Source organism: Kocuria aegyptia (genome assembly GCF_039530085.1).
Taxonomy (GTDB): domain Bacteria; phylum Actinomycetota; class Actinomycetes; order Actinomycetales; family Micrococcaceae; genus Kocuria; species Kocuria aegyptia.
Map to the genome: position 1 here is coordinate 123,380 of NZ_BAAAOA010000014.1, position 18,155 is coordinate 141,534.

Below are 18,155 nucleotides of genomic sequence, written 5' to 3' on the forward strand. Positions count from 1 at the left end.
CGTGGGTGCCTGGACGGTGCTGGTCCTCTCGGGCGTCCTCGAGGCGGTGTGGGCATCCGCGCTCGCGGCCTCGGACGGTCTGCGCCGGCCCGTGCCGGCCGCGGTGTTCGTGGTGACGGCCGCCGTGAGCCTGGCCGGGCTCGCCTACGCCATGGCCGAGCTCCCCACGGGCACGGCGTACGCCGTCTGGGTGGGCATCGGCGCGGCCCTGACCGTGGCCTGGTCCATGCTCACCGGCCGCGAGCCCGCAACACTCCTGAGGATCCTCCTGGTGCTCGGCATCGTCGGCTGCGTGATCGGGCTCAAGGTTGTCGGCTGAGGCCGGGGCGGCGCGGGCGGTCCGGGACCGGCGCGGCCGCGCCTGGGCGCTGCTGGTGATCAGCGGGGTCCTGGAGGCCGTCTGGGCCACCGCGCTGGGCGCGTCCGAGGGCTTCTCGCGGCCGGGCCCGGGCCTGCTCTTCGCCGTGGCCCTGGTGCTGAGCATGCTCACCCTGGCGCGTGCCGCCCGGGTGGTGCCGATGGGCACCGCCTACGCCGTGTGGACCGGCATCGGCGCCGTGCTCACGGTCGTGTGGGCGGCCGGAACGGGGCAGGAGCCCGTCTCGTGGGCGAAGGCCCTCTTCCTCGCGGGGATCATCGCGTGCGTCGCCGGGCTGCACGCCGCCGACCGGTCCTCCCCGGGGAAGGACCGGTGACCGGGGACCGCAGACCGGGTGCCCACCTCATGCTCGTGCTCACCGCCACGATGGCGGTGGGCCCGCTGCTGACCCACAGCCTCTCGGCGATGAGCCCCCTCGTCATCGCGGACCTGGGGCTCACCGAGGCGCAGTTCGGGCTGCTCGCCACCACCACCTTCTTCGTGGCGGCCCTGACCGCGGTGCGCACGGGCCGCTGGGCGGACCGGCTGAGCGCCCGCACCCTGCTGGTCGTGATGTTCGGCGGGGCCGCGCTGGCGATGCTGCTCACCGCCGCGGCGCCGGGCTACGCCGTGCTGCTGACGGCCATGGTGCTCTCGGGGCTCGGCCAGGTCATGGCCAATCCCGCGACCAACCGGCTCATCCGCCTGCACGTGCCCGCCGCGCGGCGCGCGAGCTGGCTCGGGATCAAGCAGGCCGGCGTGCAGGCCTCGCAGCTCGTGGCGGGTCTGAGCTTCCCCGCGCTCGGCCTGCTGCTCGGCTGGCGCACGGCCGTCCTGGTGGCCGTGGGCGCGGTGCTGCTCCTGCTCGTGCACGGCTGGTGGACGGTCCCGGGCAACCACCCCGGCGCCCCGGCGGGGCGCTCGCCCCGGACCGTGCCCCGAACCGTGCCCCGGACCGGGCCCCCGTCCTGGACGATGCTGCTGTCCCGGTCCCGGGCGGGCCTCCGGCGCGGTACCCGCCGCCGGTCCCGGAGGGCGCAGGCGCTCCCGTCCCGGACGGCACGCGCCGCCGCACGGCCGCCGATGCCCCGTGTCGTGCGCGCGTACGCCGCGGCCGCGGCGCTGACCGGGCTGGGGGCGCAGGCCGCGAACGTCTACCTGCCGCTCTACGCCCACCGGGAGCTGGGCCTGGACGTCGTCGCCGCCGGGGCCACCGTGTCCGTCTCCGCGCTCGTGGGCATCGCCTCCCGGGTGCTGTGGGCTCGGGTGATGGACCGGCCGGGCGCGGACGGCTTCGTCCTGCTGGCCGGGATGGCCCTGGGGGCGGCCGCGAGCGCCGGGCTGCTGATCCTGGCGCCGCTGCATCCCGGGCTCGCAGGGGCGGTGTGGCCGGCGGCCGTCCTGCACGGCGGCGCGGCGCTCGCGGTGAGCGTGGTGGTGATGTCCGGGGCGATGCGCGCCGTGCCCGCCGACCGGGTGGGGGCCTCCACCGGCGTGGTCACCATGGGACTGTACGCGGGGTTCTGCGCCGGTCCGCTGGTCCTGGGCGGCCTGCTCCAGCTCACGGGCTCCTTCGCGGTGGGCTGGGCCGTGGTGCTCGTCTGCTACCTGGCCTGCGGAGGGCTCGCCGTCCTCGTGCGCGTGCGCGGGTAACACGTCGTCCCCTGTTCGGGGGTGCTCCCGGGTGGTGCCGTCCCCCGGGTGGGGGGACCCCCGAGGCCCTGTACGACGCTGCGTGACGTCCCGGCACGGCCTTCTCAACAGCTTCTCCACAGGAGTTGTCCACACCGTGGATAACTTCCATCCGTGGAATTACGGTCCTGCCGGCCTCGCCGACCGCCCGCTGACCAGCCACGGCGCCGCCCGCCCCGCACAGGACGCATCGGTGCTCACCATGTGCCCAGACTCCTCCACACCTGTGGACAACTTTCTCCACGGCCTGTGCACCCAGCGGGGCGGGCGTCGCGGCAACCGGTCAGTAGAGTAGTTGTGTGCGCATGCGAAATGCTCCCGTCCGTGCGCGCCGTCCGTCCACCCCGGGCGCGAACCGGACCGGGGAGCGGAGGGCGCCATGCCGAAGGGCAGCACGACGTTCCGGCTGGTGGACACCACCGTGGTCGCGGCGGATCCGCCGCTGGTGGAGCGCGTCTTGCTCGACCCCGGGTGCCTGCGCCGCTGGAACCCCATTCCGGAACGGAACTACCGGGTCAGCACGGCCGTGCTGCAGCTCGGCACCTCGATCGAGTCCACGGTCCGAGTGGGCCCTCTCCGCTTCGACTTCGTGAACATCGTCTCCGACCACGTCCCGGGTCGGCGCCTGGGAATGCGCACCACCAAGGGGCTGGTGGATCTGCTGGTGACCATCACCTGGGAGCAGGTGGAGGGCGGGACCCGGATCGAGAAGCTCGTGGACGGGCGGTTCACCGAGTCCAAGGCCTGGCTCTGGCACCTGCTCGAACCGGCTGCCCGCCGGAGCGCCCGGCACGCCCTCGAGGCGCTCAAGCAGATGATCGAGACGGGCGACTACGAGTTCACGGTCCCGTCCCAGCTGACCCCGGACCCGCCCCGCTGCCCGCTCGAGAGCCCGCCCGACTTCTTCTGAGCTCCCCTGCCCGGTGGGCCCACCGGCGCACCGTACGCTGGTGGCGGAACCTCCTTGACCCCTGCTCGCGCACGGGATGAGGGTGGAACCACACGACAGCAATCGAAAGGATTCTCCTATGGCCGAGAAGTACACCCTTCCCGATCTCCCCTACGACTACGCGGCGCTCGAGCCCCACATCTCCGCGAAGATCATGGAGCTGCACCACGACAAGCACCACGCCACCTATGTGGCCGGGGCCAACACCGCTCTGGAGAAGATGGCCGAGGCCCGCGCGAACGGTGACGGCGCCGCCGCGGCCAAGCTGTCCAAGGACCTGCAGTTCAACCTCGGTGGCCACGTGAACCACTCGGTGTTCTGGCAGAACCTCTCCCCGGAGGGCGGCGACAAGCCCACCGGTGAGCTCGCCGCGGCGATCGAGGACCACTTCGGGTCCTTCGACGCCTTCCGCGACCACTTCACCGCCGCGGCCACCACGATCCAGGGCTCCGGCTGGGCGATCCTGGCCTACGAGCCCGTCGGGGGCAACCTGGTCATCGAGCAGATGTACGACCAGCAGAACGGCGTGCCGGTCGCCACCATCCCGCTGCTGCAGCTGGACATGTGGGAGCACGCGTTCTACCTCGACTACCAGAACGTCAAGGCCGACTACGTCAAGGCTTTCTGGAACATCGTGAACTGGGCCGACGTCCAGGAGCGCTTCGAGAAGGCGCGCACCGGGGGCCGGTCCATCATCTGATTCCCACCCCGCACCGTCGGCGCCGAGCGCGTGCGACCCCGCGAGCAGAGCCCCCGGACCGCGCGGCCCGGGGGCTCTGTGCGGTCCGGGGGTGCTGGACTGTCCGGGGGTGCTGGACTGTCCGGGAGCTCTGTGCGGTCCGGGCGTGCTGGGCCGTCCAGGGGTGCAGGGTGATCCGAGGGTGCAGGGTGGTCCGGGGCTCTGCGCCGTCCGGGCCCGGAGCGCCGCGGAGTCCCGGGGCGTCACCCGGACCGGGGTCTCCGCCCGTGGGGCACAATGGCCGGGACCCTGTTCGCACTCGACGACGAGAGCACGAGGACCCGGCATGAGCGACGAGAACCAGCAGTCCGCCCCCATTTCGCACGAGGAGATCTTCCGCTCCCACGAGGGCGGGAAGCTCTCCATGGTCTCGAGGTCCCCGCTGGTCACCCGCCGGGACCTGTCCATCGCCTACACCCCCGGGGTGGCCGAGGTCTCCCGGGCCGTGGCCGCCGATCCGGTTCTGGCCAACACCCACACCTGGGCCGGCCGGCTGGTGGCCGTGGTCTCCGACGGCTCGGCCGTGCTGGGGCTCGGGGACATCGGACCCGCCGCCTCCCTGCCGGTGATGGAGGGCAAGGCGGCCCTGTTCAAGACCTTCGCCGACCTCGACTCCATCCCGATCGTGCTGGCCACCCAGGACGTCGAGGAGATCGTGCGCACCGTGAAGCTGCTGCGCCCGTCCTTCGGGGCGGTCAACCTCGAGGACATCTCCGCCCCGCGCTGCTTCGAGATCGAGGCGAGGCTGATCGAGGAGCTGGACGTCCCGGTGATGCACGACGACCAGCACGGCACCGCCGTGGTCGTGCTGGCCGCCCTGCTCAACGCCGCCCAGGTGGTGGGCAAGGACCTGGCCGGGCTCAAGGTCGTCATCGCGGGCGCCGGTGCGGCCGGGATCGCGATCACCGAGATCCTGCTGGCCCAGGGCATCGCCGACGTGGTGCTGATGGACTCCCGCGGCATCGTCTCGCGGGAGCGCGACGACCTCAACTCGATCAAGGCCGGCTACGCGGCGCGCACCAATCCCCGCGGGCTGATCGGCGGGCCCAAGGACGCCCTCGAGGGCGCCGACGTGTTCGTGGGGGTCTCGGGCGGGACGGTTCCCGAGGAGCACCTCACCGAGCTGGCCCCCGAGGCGATCGTGTTCGCCCTGGCCAACCCGGACCCGGAGATCATGCCCGACGTCGCGGCGAAGTACGCCTCCGTGGTGGCCACCGGGCGCAGTGATTTCCCGAACCAGATCAACAACGTGCTGGCCTTCCCCGGCATCTTTCGCGGCGCCCTGGACGCGGGCGCGCGGCGGATCACCCCGGTCATGAAGCTGGCGGCCGCGCAGGCGATCGCGGCGATCGCCGCCGCGGACGGTCTGCGCCCGGACCACATCGTGCCCTCCGCCCTGGACCCCCGTGTCGCCCCGGCCGTGGCGGAGGCCGTGGCGGCCTGCGCGCGGGCCGAGGCGACCGTCTGATCCTGCCGGCCCGCGACGGCCCGGGCGACCACGGACATCCGTGGTCACCCGGGCCGTCGCAGGTCAGGAGCCGGTGTGCTCAGGCGTAGAAGCGGTTGAGGAAGGTCGCGACCACGGCGGGCCGCTCCTCGCCCTCGATCTCGATGATGCCGTCGGCGACCAGGTGCAGGCCGTTGCCCTTGACCTCCTGCACGTCGGTGATGGTCACGGTCATGCGGATCCGCGAGCCGACCTTGACGGGAGAGGTGAAGCGGACCTTGTCGAGACCGTAGTTGACCTTGGTCCGCACACCGGTGACGTCGAAGAGTTCGGACCACATCGGGATGAGCAGGGACAGGGTCAGGAAGCCGTGGGCGATCGGGGCGCCGAACGGACCCTCCGCGGCGCGCTCGGGATCCACGTGGATCCACTGGTGGTCGTCGGTGGCGTCGGCGAACGTGTTCACCTGGTCCTGGGTGATCTCCCGCCAGGCGGAGTGCCCGAGGCTCTTGCCGATCAGGCTCTTGACCTCGTCGAAGGCGACGACGGTCTGGGGCTGGGTCTGGGCTTCGGTCATGGCGTGTCCTCCGTGGTGGTGTTCGTGGTGTCTGCGGTGTCGGTGGTGGTGCGGATGGCCCCGGGCGGGCGGCTCAGACGAACGCGCTGCGGCCGGTGATCGACCGGCCGACCACGAGCGCGTTGATCTCGTGGGTGCCCTCGTAGGAGTAGACGGCCTCGGCGTCGGCGTGGAAGCGGGCGACGTCGTGGGCCAGGGTGATGCCGTTTCCGCCGACCAGCTCGCGGGCCAGCGCCACGGTCTCGCGCATGTGCAGACTGATCCACATCTTGGCCAGGGCCGAGTCCTCGTCCCGGTAGACGCCCTCCTGCTGCCGCTCGGCGAGGCCGGCGACCATGGTCAGGGACGCGGTGAGGTTGCCGAGCATGCGGGCGAGCTTCTCCTGGACGAGCTGGAAGCCGCCGACCGGGCGGCCGAACTGCTCGCGCTCCCGCACGTAGGCCAGTGCGGCCTCGTAGGCGCCGGCCTGGACGCCGGTGGCGATCCAGGCGACGTCGGAGCGCATGGCGCGCAGCATCGCGGCGACGTCCTTGAACGAGTTCACGTTCCCGAGCCGCATCGACTCGGGCACCCGCGCCGCGTCGAGGTGGATGTCGGCGTTCTGCATCATCCGCAGGGAGGTCTTGCCGGTGATCTTCTCCAGCCGCACCCCGGGGGCCTGCCGGTCCACGAGGAAGCCCTTGACCTGCCCGTCGGCCTCGTCGCGGGCGAAGACGGCCAGGTGGTCCGCGGTGAAGGCGCCGCCGATCCAGCGCTTGGCGCCGGTGATCACCCACTCGCCGCCCTCGCGCCGGGCTGTGGTGGCCAGCCCGCCGGCGATGTCGGAGCCGTGCTCGGGCTCGGTCAGGCAGAACACCCCGGTCATCTCGAAGGACGTGATCAACGGATCCCACTGCGCGAACTGCTCGGGGGTGCCGCCCACACGGCAGGCCGTGCGGAACAGCCCGGCCTGGGCGGTGTAGAACGTCGCGATCGAGGCGTCGGTGCGGGCCAGCTCGAAGATCCGGAACCCGTGGTACAGGGACCGGGGCTGTCCCCCGTCGGCGGTGAGCTCGGGCGGGGCCATGAGGTCCAGGGACTGCAGGGAGTCGACGATCTGGTACGGGAACTCCCCGGCCTCCCAGTACTCGGCCAGCAGCGGCCGCACCTCCTCCTCGAGCACCCGCCGCAGCCGGCGCAGCGGGGCCTTCTCGGCCTCGGTCAGCCTCCCCTCGATCCCGTACGGGTCGCAGCCGGGGTAGAGGCGCCCGGTGTCCGGCGGGGTGCTCACGGCCGTGCCCCGTCCAGGCCGAGCAGGCGCACGGCGTTGTGCTTGAGGATCTTGGGGCGGACCTCGTCGGTGAAGGACTGCTGCTCGAAGGCGCCGAGCCACTTCTGCGGGGTGATCAGCGGATAGTCGGTGCCGAAGAGCACCTTGTCCTGGAGCATCCGGTTGGAGGCCTTGACCAGGGACTCCGGGAAGTACTTGGGCGACCAGCCGGAGAGGTCGATCCACACGTTGGCCTTGTGGGTGGCGATCGAGTTGGCCTCCTCCTGCCACGGCACCGAGGGATGGGCCATGATCACCTGGAGCTCCGGGAAGTCCGCGGCCACCGCGTCCAGCAGCAGCGGATTGGAGTAGGCCAGCTTGATCCCGCCCCCGCCGGGCAGCCCGGCGCCCATGCCGTTCTGGCCGGTGTGGAACAGGGCCGGCACGCGCATGGCCTGGATCGCCTCGTAGAGCGGGTAGAACCGCTCGTCCGAGGGGTCGAAGCCCTGCAGGGACGGGTGGAACTTGAAGCCCTTGACGCCGTGTTCGTCGACGAGCCTGCGAGCCCGTTCCACCGCCTTCTGCCCCTGGAGCGGGTCCACGGAGCCGAAGGGGATCAGCACGTCGTTGTTGCGGGCCGCGCCCTCGGCGATCTCCTCGACGGAGTTCGGCTCGTGGCCCAGGGCCGTGGTCGCATCCACGGTGAAGACGACGGCGGCCATGTTCCACTCGCGGTAGCGCTCGGCAATGGTGTCCAGGGACGGGGAGCGGTCCTCGGCCCCGAAGTACTTGGCCGAGGCCTCGGTCAGCGCCGCGGGCAGGGAGGGGTGTCCGTGGTCGGAGCACTCGATGTGCACGTGCATGTCGATGGCGTCCAGGGACGCCAGATCCGGACCGTATTCGTAGCGCACCGGGGTCCCCCTAGGACTGCTGGGTCGCGGACTCGGGCCGGAGCTCCTCCGGCAGCGGGGGCAGGGTCTCGCCGACCGGCTGGAGGTTGCCCTCGAGGATCGCGGGGAGCTGCTCGCGCAGGGCCTCGAAGGTCCAGCCGCCGTCGCGGTACTCGGTGACCACCGGACGGGGGTGGCTGAAGACCTGGAGGCGGTCGCCGCCGGCGCCGATGGCCTGACCGGTGATGCCCGCGGCGTCGTCGGAGGCGAGGTAGGCGATCAGGCCGGCGACGTCGGCGGCGTTGCCGAAGCCGAGGTCCTTGCGGAAGAACTCCGGCATGGGCTCGCCGCGGCGGTCGGCCTCGACGGCCGAGCGGAAGAAAGGAATGGTCTCGGTCATGGCGGTGGCGGCCACGGGGATGACCGCGTTGGCAGTGACTCCGGCCTTCTTCATCTCCAGGGCCCAGGTGCGGACCATGCCCACGATCCCGGCCTTCGCCGCGGCGTAGTTGGTCTGGCCGAAGTTGCCGTACTGGCCGGTGGGGGAGCCGATGGTGATGATCCGCCCGGCCACGCCGTTGTCCTTGAAGTACCGGTAGGCCTCGCGGGCGCAGGTGAAGGTGCCGCGCAGGTGGACCTGGATGACGAGGTCGAAGTCCTCGTCGGTCATCTTCAGCAGGGACTTGTCGCGCAGCACCCCGGCGTTGGTCACCAGGACGTCGAGGCGGCCGAAGGCCTCGACGGCGCCCTGCACGAGCGCGGTCGCGGTCTCGGTGGAGCCCACCGGGGCGACGACGGCGACGGCCTGCCCGCCGGCGGCCGCGATGGCGGCGACGGCGCGGTCGGCGATCTCCTGGTCGACGTCGTTGATCACCACGGCCGCGCCCTGGCGGGCGAGCTCCTGGGCGTAGGCGAGGCCCAGGCCCTGGCCGGAGCCGGTGACGACGGCGACCTTGCCGGCGAGGGGTGCGGTGCTCGGGGATGCGGTGCTGTCCTGTGCCATGGAGTGGCTCCTTCACTGACGGATCGTCGCTCGAGGTCCGGCGGCCGGTTGGCGCCCGTTCCTGCTCCGGGTTCGGTCTTATTCCACCGTCAATCGTTGATAATGTCAATGGTTAAGAAGTTCCATCTATGCTGGCACCACGGACTCCGTAGACTGGGGTCCCCGGCCCCAGGAGAGACGCTATGACCACGCCTACCGACCCGTCCGCCGGTCTCGAGCGGTTCCTCGGGGCGCAGCTGACGACGGAGCCGATCTTCCTGATGGCCCGCACCGCCTCGATGGGCTCCGCGGCGGCCAACAGGAAACTGGCGCAGCTGGAGCTGAAGGTGCGCCACTACTCCGTCCTGGCCCTGGCCTGCGGCGAGGAGCAGCTGACCCAGCGCGAGCTCAGCCAGTTCCTGGTGCTGGACCCCAGTCAGATCGTGGCCATCCTCGACGACCTGGAGCGGCGCGGCGCGGTGGAGCGCAGGACCGACCCGCGGGACCGCCGCTCCAAGATCATCGCGCCCACCGCGGCCGGCCGGGAGCTGTACGCCCAGGCCCGTGCCTTGGTGGAGAGCTCCACCGCGGAGTCGCTGTCCCCGCTCTCCCCGGCGGAGCGGGAGCAGCTGTCCCGGCTGCTGAAGAAGGTGGCCTTCTGACCTCAGGAGCTCCCGGACGCCCGCAGGCCCCCCTGATCCGTCGGGGGGCCTGCGATCGTCCGGGGCCGCGGTGCGTGCGGCGGCCCCGGGCCCGGGTCGGTGCTCGTGGGTCGCCAGGGCGACGAGCTCCGCCGCGGGTCTGGACAATGTGATCCAGCTCTCTCTACGCTGAAGGGTGATAGTGGATTTTTTCAACTATTGGCTTTGACGACTGTTTGAGGAGACGATCGCATGCGCAATCAGGGACTGGGATCCTGGCTCGTCCGGAGGCTCGAGAAGTCCGGGCCCAGGACCGCCGTGATCCACGGGGAGCGCACGCTGACCTACCGGGAGCTGCACGACCGGTCCCGGCGCCTGGCGACGGGCCTCTCCGGTCGTGGCGTGGGCCCCGGGGACCGCGTGGCCTTCCTCGGGGAGAACAGCCCGGCCTTCCTCGAGACCATGTTCGCGGCGGGGACGCTCGGCGCGGTGCTGGTCCCCCTCAACACGCGCCTGGCGGTCCCGGAGATTCGCTACCAGCTCGAGGACGCGGGCGTCTCGGCACTGATCCACGACGCCGCCCTGACGGGCCTGGCCGAACCCGCCGCCCGGGATCTGGCGGACGTGGTCCGCTGGGTCGTGGCCGAGGAGGACGTGGACGGGATCCCCGCCCTCGAGACGGTGATCGCGGCGTCCGAGCCCTGGACGGAGGATGTCCCGGTGGGCCTGGACGACCTCGCCGTGGTCCTCTACACCTCCGGGACCACCGGCCGGCCCAAGGGCGCCTGCCTGACCCACGGCAACTTCACCTGGAACTGCTTCAACGTCCTGGTGGACTACGACGTGGCGTCCGACGACGTCGCGCTCATGATCTCGCCGATGTTCCACGTGGCCTCGCTCGGGATGGGGGTGCTGCCGACGCTGCTCAAGGGCGCCACGCTGGTGCTCGAGTCCAAGTTCGTGCCCGGCCGGGTGCTGGAGCTCATCGAGGCACACCGCGTCACCTGGCTGTCGGGGGTGCCCACCACCTACCAGATGCTGTGCGAGCACCCGGACTGGGACGCCACGGACCTGTCCTCCCTGCGCAAGCTCACCTGCGGCGGCTCCGCGGTGCCCATGCGGGTGCTGGACGCCTACGAGGACCGGGGGCTGGCGTTCACCGCCAGCTACGGCATGACGGAGACCTCCCCGGGCGCCACCAACCTTCCCGCGGCCAAGTCCCGCGAGAAGGCGGGCTCCTCCGGTCTGCCGCACTTCTTCTCCGACGTGCGGATCGTGGACGCGGCGGGGGAGCCCGTGGGGCCCGGCGAGGCGGGGGAGATCCTGCTCTCGGGGCCCAACGTCATCCGGGAGTACTGGAACCGCCCCGACGCGGCGGCCTCGTTCGAGGGGGAGTGGTTCCACTCCGGGGACCTGGGCTACCTCGACGAGGACGGCTACCTGTTCGTCGCGGACCGGATCAAGGACATGATCATCTCCGGCGGGGAGAACATCTACCCGGCCGAGGTCGAGGCGGCCATCCTGGAGCTGCCGGAGGTGGCCGCGGTGGCGGTCATCGGCGTGCCCGACGAGAAGTGGGGCGAGGTGCCGCACGCCGTCGTCGTCCCCCGGGAGGGCCGGGAGCTCACCGTGGAGCGGATCCAGGAGCACCTTGCCGGGCGGCTGGCCCGCTACAAGGTGCCCAGGACGCTGAGCCTCGTGGCGGAGATGCCCCGCACCGCGTCCGGCAAGATCCGCAAGAACGTCCTGCGCGAGCAGGCCGCCGGCTGAGGCGCGGGGCCGGTCACCGGCTCGCCCGACGACCCTCGGCCGGCCCGGAGCCGCGCTGCCGGTCCGGCCGCGCCATCGGCCTGACCGTGCCGGCCGCGGCGGCTCTGACGCTGCGGCCTGAGCCGGCGACTGCGCGGCGCGGCATGTGTCCTCCCAGGTCGGACGGGGGTCACAGAAGGGTCACGCCGCTGGATCCGCCCCTGCGCCTGCATTAGCGTTCGGGAAAACAGCCCGGGATCCCGTGCCCGGCGTCGGGGGACAGGAAATGGGGAAGCGCATGTACAAGGTCATCGCGGCACTGGCGGCTCTCGCGGCGGCGGGGGTGTCGATCGGGCTGGTGGCCCCGGCCTGGGCGGCCACGCAGCTCCACGAGGACGGCACCGGTTTCGTGACCGGCGCCGACGCCCGGGCTGCGCTCGGCTGGGACGAGGAGACCCTGCAGGCCAACGCGGCCTCGCTCGAGTTCGTGGCCGAGTCCGAGTCGGTGACCGAGATCTCGTGGGAGTGCGTCCGGCCGGGCACCTCCGAGGTCCTGGCGCAGCGAACGGACCTGGTGATCACCGAGACCCGGGGGATCGCGAGCACGCCGAGCAGGCTGTGGTGGCGGGCGGTCGTCGGCTTCCGGCTGGAGGGCTTCGACGGCAGGGGCGCCTCGAGCGCGGTCCCCGAAGGCCCCGCACCCCACTCGTGCCCCGACCCCGCGTGGGCCCTGGTGCCGGAGAGCTCGCGGACCGTGGAGCAGAAGGGCGAGCCGGTCCTGGCGGTCGTGCACGGCGGGGTGCAGCACCCGGTCCCGGCCGGCTGAGCGCGGTTCAGCCGCGGGCCGCGCCCAGCCGCCCGACGACGTCCCGGGTCGCCGCCACGATCCCGTCCACCTGCTCCGCGGTGACCTCGGCGGACAGCGTGAACCGGACCGCGGTGGTGGCGACCTCGGGCGGGAATCCCATGGCGGTCAGCACGTGGGAGGGCTCGGTGTCCCCGGCCGAGCAGGCCGAGCCCGAGGAGACGAGCAGCCCGCGCGCCTCCAGGTCCACCAGGACCGTCTCGCCGTTGACGCCGGGGAAGCAGAAGGACGCGTTGCCGGGCAGCCGCGCCGCCGGCCGCTCCCGCGGGTCCGGGCCGGTGAGCACCGCCGTGGGGACCGCGGACAGGATCCCGGTGATCAGCCGGTCCCGCAGGGCGGCGAGCCGGGCCGCCCGGTCCGGGCGCTCCTCGGCGGCGAGCCGCAGAGCCTCGGCGAGGCCCACGGCGCCGGCCACGTTCGAGGTCCCGGAGCGCCGGCCGCGCTCGTGCCCGCCGCCGCTCAGTAGCGGACGCAGGGGGGTCCCCCGGCGCAGGAACAGCACGCCCACGCCCTTGGGCCCGCCGATCTTGTGCCCGGCGAGGCTCAGCGCCGCCACGTCGAGCGCCTGTACGTCCAGTTCCAGCGACCCGGCCGCCTGGACCGCATCCGTATGGAACGGGACCTCCCGCGCCCGAGCCACCGCAGCCAGCTCGGCGATCGCCTCGACCGTACCCGTCTCGTTGTTCGCATGCATCACGGATACCACCGCGGTGCCCGGACGAACAGCCCTCTCCAGGTTCGCGGGGTCCACGAACCCCTCGGCGGACACGCCCAGCTCGGTGAGCTCGAAGCCGTCCCAGCGGGCCAGGTCCCGGGCCGAGTCGAGCACGGCATGGTGCTCGACCGCGCTCGTCACCACGTGCTCGCGCGCGGCGTCCCGGTCCCGGCGGCCCAGGGCGATGCCCTTGACGGCCAGGTTGTCCGCCTCGGTCCCGCCGGACGTGAACACCACCTCGGCGGGCCGGCAGTTCAGCACCTGCGCGACCGTCCCGCGGGCGTGCTCGAGCCCGGCCAGCGCCCGCCGGCCCGCCTCGTGGTGGCTGGAGGCGTTGCCGAACTCCTGGGTGAGATAGGGCCACATGGCCTCCAGGACCTCCCGCCGGACCGGGGTGGTCGCGGCCGAGTCGAGGTACAGCACGGTCATCCCGTCCCGGTGCCGCGGCCGGAGCCGAGCCCGATGTCGAGGCCCAGGTCCAGGTTGCGGGCCGAGTGGGTGAGCGCGCCCACCGAGATGACGTCCACGCCGGTGGCCGCGATGTCCCCGATGCTCTCCAGGCTCACCCCGCCGGAGGCCTCGACGGTGGCCCGGCCGTCGATGATCGCCACGCCGCTCACGAGGTCGTCGAGCGAGAAGTTGTCCAGCAGGATCGTGTCCGCGCCCCCGGCCAGGACCGCCTCGATCTGGTCGAGCCGGTCCACCTCCACCTCGAGGTGCACCGTGTGCGGGAGGCGGCGGCGCAGCTGCCGCAGGGCGCCGGTCAGGTCGGTGCCGTCGGCCGTGAGCAGGGCCAGGTGGTTGTCCTTGGCCATCACGGCGTCCGAGAGGGAGTGCCGGTGGTTGTGCCCGCCCCCGCTGCGCACGGCGTGCTTCTCGAGCGCCCGCAGCCCCGGGGTGGTCTTGCGGGTGTCGGCCACCCGGGTGCGCGTGATCGTGCCGGAGGGCAGGCTCGCGGCCTGCTCCACGCGGGCGACCGTCTCCTCGACGGCGGCGACGTAGCGGGCGGTCAGGGTGGCGATCCCGCACATCCGCTGGGTCAGGTTCAGGGCCACGCGCTCGCCGGTCAGCACAGCGCGGGCGGGTCCGGTCACCACGGCCAGGGTGTCCCCGGCCTCGAACCGGTCGCCGTCGGCGGAGACCAGCTCGACGGCGACCGCGGGGTCCGCGGCCGCGAACGTCGCGGCGAAGACCTGCCCGCCGGAGAAGACGCCGGCCTCGCGGGCCACCAGCTCGGCCCGGGCGGTGGTGCCGGCCGGGATGAGGTGCTCGGAGGTGATGTCGCCCCACGGGGCGTCCTCGGCGAGCCCGCGCTCCACGACCTCGGTGATGGCGGCTCGGGTCAGCATGCAGGGATCCTCTCCGGGATGTCGAATATTTCGATAAAAGCATATGTAGTGGTCAGCGCGGCGGAACCGGCCAGATGCGGGGCGGGGGCCAGGCGCCAGAACGTGCGCCGCGCGCGGGCGGGATCGGGCGCCGGGAAGTCCTCCCGGAAGTGGGCACCCCGGGATTCGGTGCGGTGCAGGGCGGCGGCGGTCACGGCGCGGCCCACGGTCAGCAGGTTGCGGTCCTCGACCGCGCGGCGGGAGCGATCGGGAGGCGGGCGGAAGCCGGCCAGCCGCCGGTCCAGTGCTTCGAGCCGTGAGCGGTCGCGCAGGACGCCGGCACCCGTCCACATGGCGTCCTGGAACCGTCCGCGGTCGAACGGCACGGCCTCCCTGCCGAACGGCGCAGCCACCCTGCCGAACGGCACCGTGTTCCCCGCGGCCGGCTCGGCGTCCCCGCCGAACGGCACCGCCTGCCGGTCGAACGACGCAGGAATGCCGGACCCGCCGGCCGCCGGCAGGAGCTCGACGCGGCCGGGCAGGACGAGGCGGGCCGGGGCGACGTCCCCGGACCGGTCGGCCCGCAGGGTGTCCGCCTGCAGCGCGCCCGCCACTCGGGCCCCGAAGACGGCGCCCTCCAGCAACGAGTTGGAGGCCAGCCGGTTGGCGCCGTGCACGCCCGTGGCCGCGCACTCGCCCACGGCGTAGAGCCCCGGGACGGTGGTGCGGCCGAGACCGTCGGTGGCCACGCCGCCCATCAGGTAGTGGGCCGCCGGGGTGACCGGGACCGGCTCGCGGGACCAGTCGATGCCGTGCGCCCGCAGGGCGGCGTCGATCGTGGGGAAGCGCCGGGCGAGGAACTCGGCGGTCGTGCCGCCCCCGTGCAGGCCTTCACCGGCCGGAACCAGCCGGGTGCAGTCGAGCAGGACCGGTCGGCCGCCCTGGGCCAGGGAGCGGCGGGCGTTCTCGCGGGCCACGACGTCGCGGGGGGCGAGCTCCGCACGCGGGTGCACGTCCTCGAGGTAGCGCCGGCCCGTCGCGTCCCGCAGCACCGCGCCCTCGCCGCGGACGGCCTCGGACACCAGGAAACAGCCCGGGGCCGCCAGCGCGGTCGGGTGGAACTGCACGAACTCGAGGTCCGCCACGGCGGCGCCCGCGCGCAGGGCCGCCGCGATGCCGTCGCCGGTGGCCACGGCGGGATTGGTGGTGTGGGGGTAGAGCTGCCCCGCCCCGCCGGTGGCGAGCACCACGGCGTCGGCGGTCAGCTCGTGGAGCCGGTCGCCGGGGTCCGTCAGGACGAGGGCGCCGACCGCACGGCCGCCGGGGTCGAGCACGAGGTCGACCAGCATGGTGTGCCGGGAGATCGTCAGGCGCCCCGCAGCCTCGGCGGCCAGCGCGGCGGCCAGGAGAGCACGCTGGATCTCGCGGCCGGTCGCGTCGCCGCCGGCGTGCAGGATCCGGGGCACGGAGTGGGCGCCCTCGAGGCCCTCGAGCCAGGGGGATCCCGGTCCGGCCGCGCGGTCGAGGGCGACGCCGCGCGCCACGAGCTCCTCGATCGCGGCCGCCGAGTCGCGCACGAGGACGCGCACGGCGTCGTCGTCGCACGTCCCCGCCCCGGCGGCGAGGGTGTCCCGGACGTGCAGCTCCTCGGAGTCGCGGGGCTGACCGGCCGGGAGCGCGGCCGTCATGGCGGCGATCCCGCCCTGGGCGCGGGCGGTGCTGGTCTCGTCGAGGCCGTCCTTGCTCAGCAGCGTCACGTCGAGCCCGTGGCCGGCGGCGCCGAGTGCCGCGGTGAGACCGGCGATGCCGCTGCCCACCACGAGCACGCGCGGTGCGCGGTCCGTGCTCACCGCGGCAGCGCCGCCAGCATCCGCTCGAGCGCCACCTCGGCGTCCCGGGCGGTCGCGGGGTCCACGGAGATCTGGTTGATCACGCGCCCGGCCACGAGCTCCTCGAGCACCCACGCGAGGTAGCCGGGGTGGATCCGGTACATCGTGGAGCACGGGCAGATCACCGGGTCCAGGCAGAAGATCGTGTGCTCGGGGTGCTGGTCGGCGAGCCGGTTGACCATGTTGATCTCGGTGCCGATCGCGAAGGTGCTGCCGGGCTCGGCGGCCTCGATCGCCTTGCGGATGTGGTCGGTGGAGCCGTTCTCGTCGGCCGCGTCGACCACGGGCATGGGGCACTCGGGGTGCACGATCACCCGCACCCCGGGGTGCTCGGCGCGGGCCTTCTCGATCTGCGCCACGGTGAAGCGGCGGTGCACGGAGCAGAAGCCGTGCCAGAGGATCACCCGGGCGTCCTGCAGCTCCTGCGCGGTGTTCCCGCCGAGGTCCTTGTTCGGGTTCCACATCGGCATCTGCTCGAGCGGGATGCCCATGGCCTTGGCGGTGTTGCGGCCCAGGTGCTGGTCGGGGAAGAAGAGCACCCGCTGCCCGCGTTCGAAGGCCCACTCCAGGACGGTCGCGGCGTTGGAGGAGGTGCACACGATGCCGCCGTGCCGGCCGCAGAACGCCTTGAGCGCCGCGGAGGAGTTCATGTAGGTCACGGGGACCACGGTCTGCCGGCCGTCGTCGCCGGTCTCCCCGAGGACGTCCATGAGCTGCTCCCACGCCTCCTCGACGGAGTCCTCGTCGGCCATGTCCGCCATGGAGCACCCGGCGGCGAGGTTGGGCAGGATCACGGACTGGTGGTCGCCGGAGAGGATGTCGGCGGTCTCGGCCATGAAGTGCACGCCGCAGAACACGATGGCCTCGGCCTCGGGCCTGCTCCGGGCGGCACGGGCCAGCTGGAAGGAGTCGCCGAGGAAGTCGGCGTGCGCCACGATCTCGTCGCGCTGGTAGAAGTGGCCCAGCACCACCACGCGCTCCCCGAGGGTCTCCTTGGCGGCGGCGATCCGCCGGTCGAGCTCCTCGGCCGAGGCGTGCTGGTACTCCTCGGGGATCACGGGCTGGGCGGGCGCACCGGCGGGCACCGTGTCGGCCTCGGAGGCCCCGGGGCCGTATCCGGCGGAGACGGCGGGCGCGAAGTCCCACGGGCTCGCGGCGAGGTCGGTGCTGCAGGTGCTCGGGGCCGGGGCGGTGCCCGGCAGGACGGCCGGCTTTCCGGTCAGCAGGTCGATGCGGGTGGCGACGGAGGTCATGTCTGCTCCTGGGTGGTGCGGCCGGCCGGGGTGCGGTCGGCGAGGTCGAGGTCGTTGTTGTAGCGGTAGAGCCGGGGCGGGCGATGTCGCGTGCCCTCCAGGCGGGTGCCCGTGTCGAGGACGGCGCCGGACGCGAGCACCTGGCGCCGGAAGTTGGCCGGGTCCAGGGGAGTGCCGAGGATGGCCTCGTGGACCTCCCGCAGCGCGGCGAGGGTGAAGGTCTCGCCGAGGAAGGAGTGGGCCACGCGGCTGTAGGTGATCTTGTTGCGCAGCCGGTAGAGGGCGTAGTCCACGATGTCGCTGTGGTCGAACGCCAGTGGGGGCAGCTCGGTGGTGCGCATCCACGTGACGTTGAGGTCGGCGTGGAGGTCGGAGGCCTGGTCGGCGCGGATCGAGGCCCAGTAGACGATCGAGACGACCCGCTCCTCGGCGTTCGCCGAGCGGGTGAGGCCGCCGAAGACGTAGAGCTGCTCGAGATAGCCGGGCTGCAGACCGGTGGTCAGCTGCAGGGACCGGGCGGCGGAGGCCTCGAGGTCCTCGTGCGGCTGGAGGGGTCCGCCGGGCAGGGCCCACATCCCCCGGAACGGGTCGCGGATGCGGCGGACGAGGGGCAGCCAGAGCTCCTTGCGGCCGTCGGCGCCTGTGTCCCGGGCGGCGAAGATGACGGTCGACACCGCCAGTGCCACGTTCTGCGCGCTCATCGCCACCTCCTTCGCATCCACTGTCTTCTGGTGGCAGTGACTATAACACTGTTCCAGTCAGTATGACGTTAACGGAGTCGTGACCATGGTGTCGCTGACCAGGCCCCATGAAAACGCGGATTCCCGGGTGT

18 protein-coding genes are annotated in these 18,155 nt (G+C 72.8%); 9 read left to right on the plus strand and 9 right to left on the minus strand.

The features are described 5' to 3' along the window. Position 1: 1 nt before the first annotated feature. The 6 genes from ABD220_RS06025 to ABD220_RS06050 all read left to right on the plus strand — a co-directional run bounded on the left by ABD220_RS06025 (position 2) and on the right by ABD220_RS06050 (position 5,206). Positions 2–319, plus strand: coding sequence for a DMT family transporter (locus tag ABD220_RS06025; protein WP_344120723.1), 318 nt, complete (start codon positions 2–4; stop codon positions 317–319). After that, entirely contained in the window at positions 309–695 is a 387-nt protein-coding gene (locus tag ABD220_RS06030) for a DMT family transporter (protein WP_344120725.1), read from the plus strand. Before ABD220_RS06025 ends, ABD220_RS06030 begins: the two co-directional genes overlap by 11 nt. Then, positions 692–2,011, plus strand: a complete 1,320-nt coding sequence (locus ABD220_RS06035; RefSeq protein ID WP_344120728.1) for an MFS transporter — start codon at positions 692–694, stop codon at positions 2,009–2,011. The genes ABD220_RS06030 and ABD220_RS06035 overlap by 4 nt, the downstream gene beginning before the upstream one ends. A gap of 418 nt (positions 2,012–2,429) precedes the next feature. Continuing rightward, entirely contained in the window at positions 2,430–2,960 is a 531-nt protein-coding gene (locus ABD220_RS06040) for an SRPBCC family protein (RefSeq protein WP_344120729.1), read from the plus strand. Between the two features lie 118 nt (positions 2,961–3,078). Then, entirely contained in the window at positions 3,079–3,699 is a 621-nt protein-coding gene (locus ABD220_RS06045) for a superoxide dismutase (RefSeq protein WP_298589224.1), read from the plus strand. 325 nt (positions 3,700–4,024) lie between these two features. Then, a complete protein-coding gene (locus ABD220_RS06050) occupies positions 4,025–5,206 on the plus strand; it encodes an NAD(P)-dependent malic enzyme (protein ID WP_344120733.1) in 1,182 nt (393 codons plus the stop codon). A gap of 79 nt (positions 5,207–5,285) precedes the next feature. Here the strand turns inward: ABD220_RS06050 and ABD220_RS06055 are convergent, their stop codons facing one another. From ABD220_RS06055 to ABD220_RS06070, 4 genes are all read right to left on the minus strand, one after another. Continuing rightward, positions 5,286–5,762 (minus strand): MaoC family dehydratase, encoded by a 477-nt coding sequence (locus tag ABD220_RS06055; protein ID WP_344120735.1) that lies wholly within the window; start codon positions 5,760–5,762, stop codon positions 5,286–5,288. Between the two features lie 73 nt (positions 5,763–5,835). Then, positions 5,836–7,032, minus strand: coding sequence for an acyl-CoA dehydrogenase family protein (locus ABD220_RS06060; RefSeq protein WP_425552515.1), 1,197 nt, complete (start codon positions 7,030–7,032; stop codon positions 5,836–5,838). Beyond that, complete coding sequence (locus ABD220_RS06065; protein WP_344120836.1) at positions 7,029–7,874, minus strand: amidohydrolase family protein; 846 nt, start codon at positions 7,872–7,874, stop codon at positions 7,029–7,031. The genes ABD220_RS06060 and ABD220_RS06065 overlap by 4 nt, the downstream gene beginning before the upstream one ends. Before the next feature lie 58 nt (positions 7,875–7,932). Beyond that, positions 7,933–8,904, minus strand: a complete 972-nt coding sequence (locus ABD220_RS06070; protein ID WP_344120737.1) for an SDR family oxidoreductase — start codon at positions 8,902–8,904, stop codon at positions 7,933–7,935. A 182-nt stretch (positions 8,905–9,086) separates the two neighbouring features. On the opposite strand from ABD220_RS06070, the gene ABD220_RS06075 reads away from it, so the two are divergent. From ABD220_RS06075 to ABD220_RS06085, 3 genes are all read left to right on the plus strand, one after another. After that, complete coding sequence (locus ABD220_RS06075; protein WP_344120739.1) at positions 9,087–9,545, plus strand: MarR family winged helix-turn-helix transcriptional regulator; 459 nt, start codon at positions 9,087–9,089, stop codon at positions 9,543–9,545. Between the two features lie 231 nt (positions 9,546–9,776). Further along, on the plus strand, positions 9,777–11,294 hold the full coding sequence (locus ABD220_RS06080; protein WP_344120741.1) for an acyl-CoA synthetase: 1,518 nt from the start codon (positions 9,777–9,779) through the stop codon (positions 11,292–11,294). A gap of 265 nt (positions 11,295–11,559) precedes the next feature. After that, positions 11,560–12,099, plus strand: a complete 540-nt coding sequence (locus ABD220_RS06085; protein WP_344120742.1) for a hypothetical protein — start codon at positions 11,560–11,562, stop codon at positions 12,097–12,099. A gap of 7 nt (positions 12,100–12,106) precedes the next feature. On the opposite strand, the gene ABD220_RS06090 is transcribed toward ABD220_RS06085, so the two are convergent. From ABD220_RS06090 to ABD220_RS06110, 5 genes are read right to left on the minus strand one after another with little or no spacing between them, the layout of a single operon-like run. Then, positions 12,107–13,276, minus strand: a complete 1,170-nt coding sequence (locus ABD220_RS06090; RefSeq protein WP_344120837.1) for a cysteine desulfurase family protein — start codon at positions 13,274–13,276, stop codon at positions 12,107–12,109. A 2-nt stretch (positions 13,277–13,278) separates the two neighbouring features. Continuing rightward, positions 13,279–14,202 (minus strand): carboxylating nicotinate-nucleotide diphosphorylase, encoded by a 924-nt coding sequence (gene nadC / locus ABD220_RS06095; RefSeq protein ID WP_344120744.1) that lies wholly within the window; start codon positions 14,200–14,202, stop codon positions 13,279–13,281. Continuing rightward, complete coding sequence (locus ABD220_RS06100; RefSeq protein ID WP_344120745.1) at positions 14,196–16,031, minus strand: L-aspartate oxidase; 1,836 nt, start codon at positions 16,029–16,031, stop codon at positions 14,196–14,198. The genes nadC and ABD220_RS06100 overlap by 7 nt, the downstream gene beginning before the upstream one ends. After that, complete coding sequence (nadA, locus tag ABD220_RS06105; protein WP_344120746.1) at positions 16,028–17,323, minus strand: quinolinate synthase NadA; 1,296 nt, start codon at positions 17,321–17,323, stop codon at positions 16,028–16,030. Before nadA ends, ABD220_RS06100 begins: the two co-directional genes overlap by 4 nt. Then, positions 17,320–18,024, minus strand: coding sequence for an NUDIX hydrolase (locus ABD220_RS06110; RefSeq protein ID WP_344120748.1), 705 nt, complete (start codon positions 18,022–18,024; stop codon positions 17,320–17,322). Before ABD220_RS06110 ends, nadA begins: the two co-directional genes overlap by 4 nt. Between the last annotated feature and the right edge of the window lie 131 nt (positions 18,025–18,155).

Coding starts and splice junctions, on each gene's coding strand:
- ABD220_RS06040 (WP_344120729.1), top strand. CDS start 2,430: ATGCCGAAGGGCAGCACGACGTTCCGGCTGGTGGACACCACCGTGGTC.
- ABD220_RS06045 (WP_298589224.1), top strand. CDS start 3,079: ATGGCCGAGAAGTACACCCTTCCCGATCTCCCCTACGACTACGCGGCG.
- ABD220_RS06050 (WP_344120733.1), top strand. CDS start 4,025: ATGAGCGACGAGAACCAGCAGTCCGCCCCCATTTCGCACGAGGAGATC.
- ABD220_RS06055 (WP_344120735.1), bottom strand. CDS start 5,762: ATGACCGAAGCCCAGACCCAGCCCCAGACCGTCGTCGCCTTCGACGAG.
- ABD220_RS06065 (WP_344120836.1), bottom strand. CDS start 7,874: ATGCACGTGCACATCGAGTGCTCCGACCACGGACACCCCTCCCTGCCC.
- ABD220_RS06070 (WP_344120737.1), bottom strand. CDS start 8,904: ATGGCACAGGACAGCACCGCATCCCCGAGCACCGCACCCCTCGCCGGC.
- ABD220_RS06075 (WP_344120739.1), top strand. CDS start 9,087: ATGACCACGCCTACCGACCCGTCCGCCGGTCTCGAGCGGTTCCTCGGG.
- ABD220_RS06080 (WP_344120741.1), top strand. CDS start 9,777: ATGCGCAATCAGGGACTGGGATCCTGGCTCGTCCGGAGGCTCGAGAAG.
- ABD220_RS06085 (WP_344120742.1), top strand. CDS start 11,560: ATGGGGAAGCGCATGTACAAGGTCATCGCGGCACTGGCGGCTCTCGCG.
- nadC (WP_344120744.1), bottom strand. CDS start 14,202: ATGCTGACCCGAGCCGCCATCACCGAGGTCGTGGAGCGCGGGCTCGCC.
- nadA (WP_344120746.1), bottom strand. CDS start 17,323: ATGACCTCCGTCGCCACCCGCATCGACCTGCTGACCGGAAAGCCGGCC.
- ABD220_RS06110 (WP_344120748.1), bottom strand. CDS start 18,024: ATGAGCGCGCAGAACGTGGCACTGGCGGTGTCGACCGTCATCTTCGCC.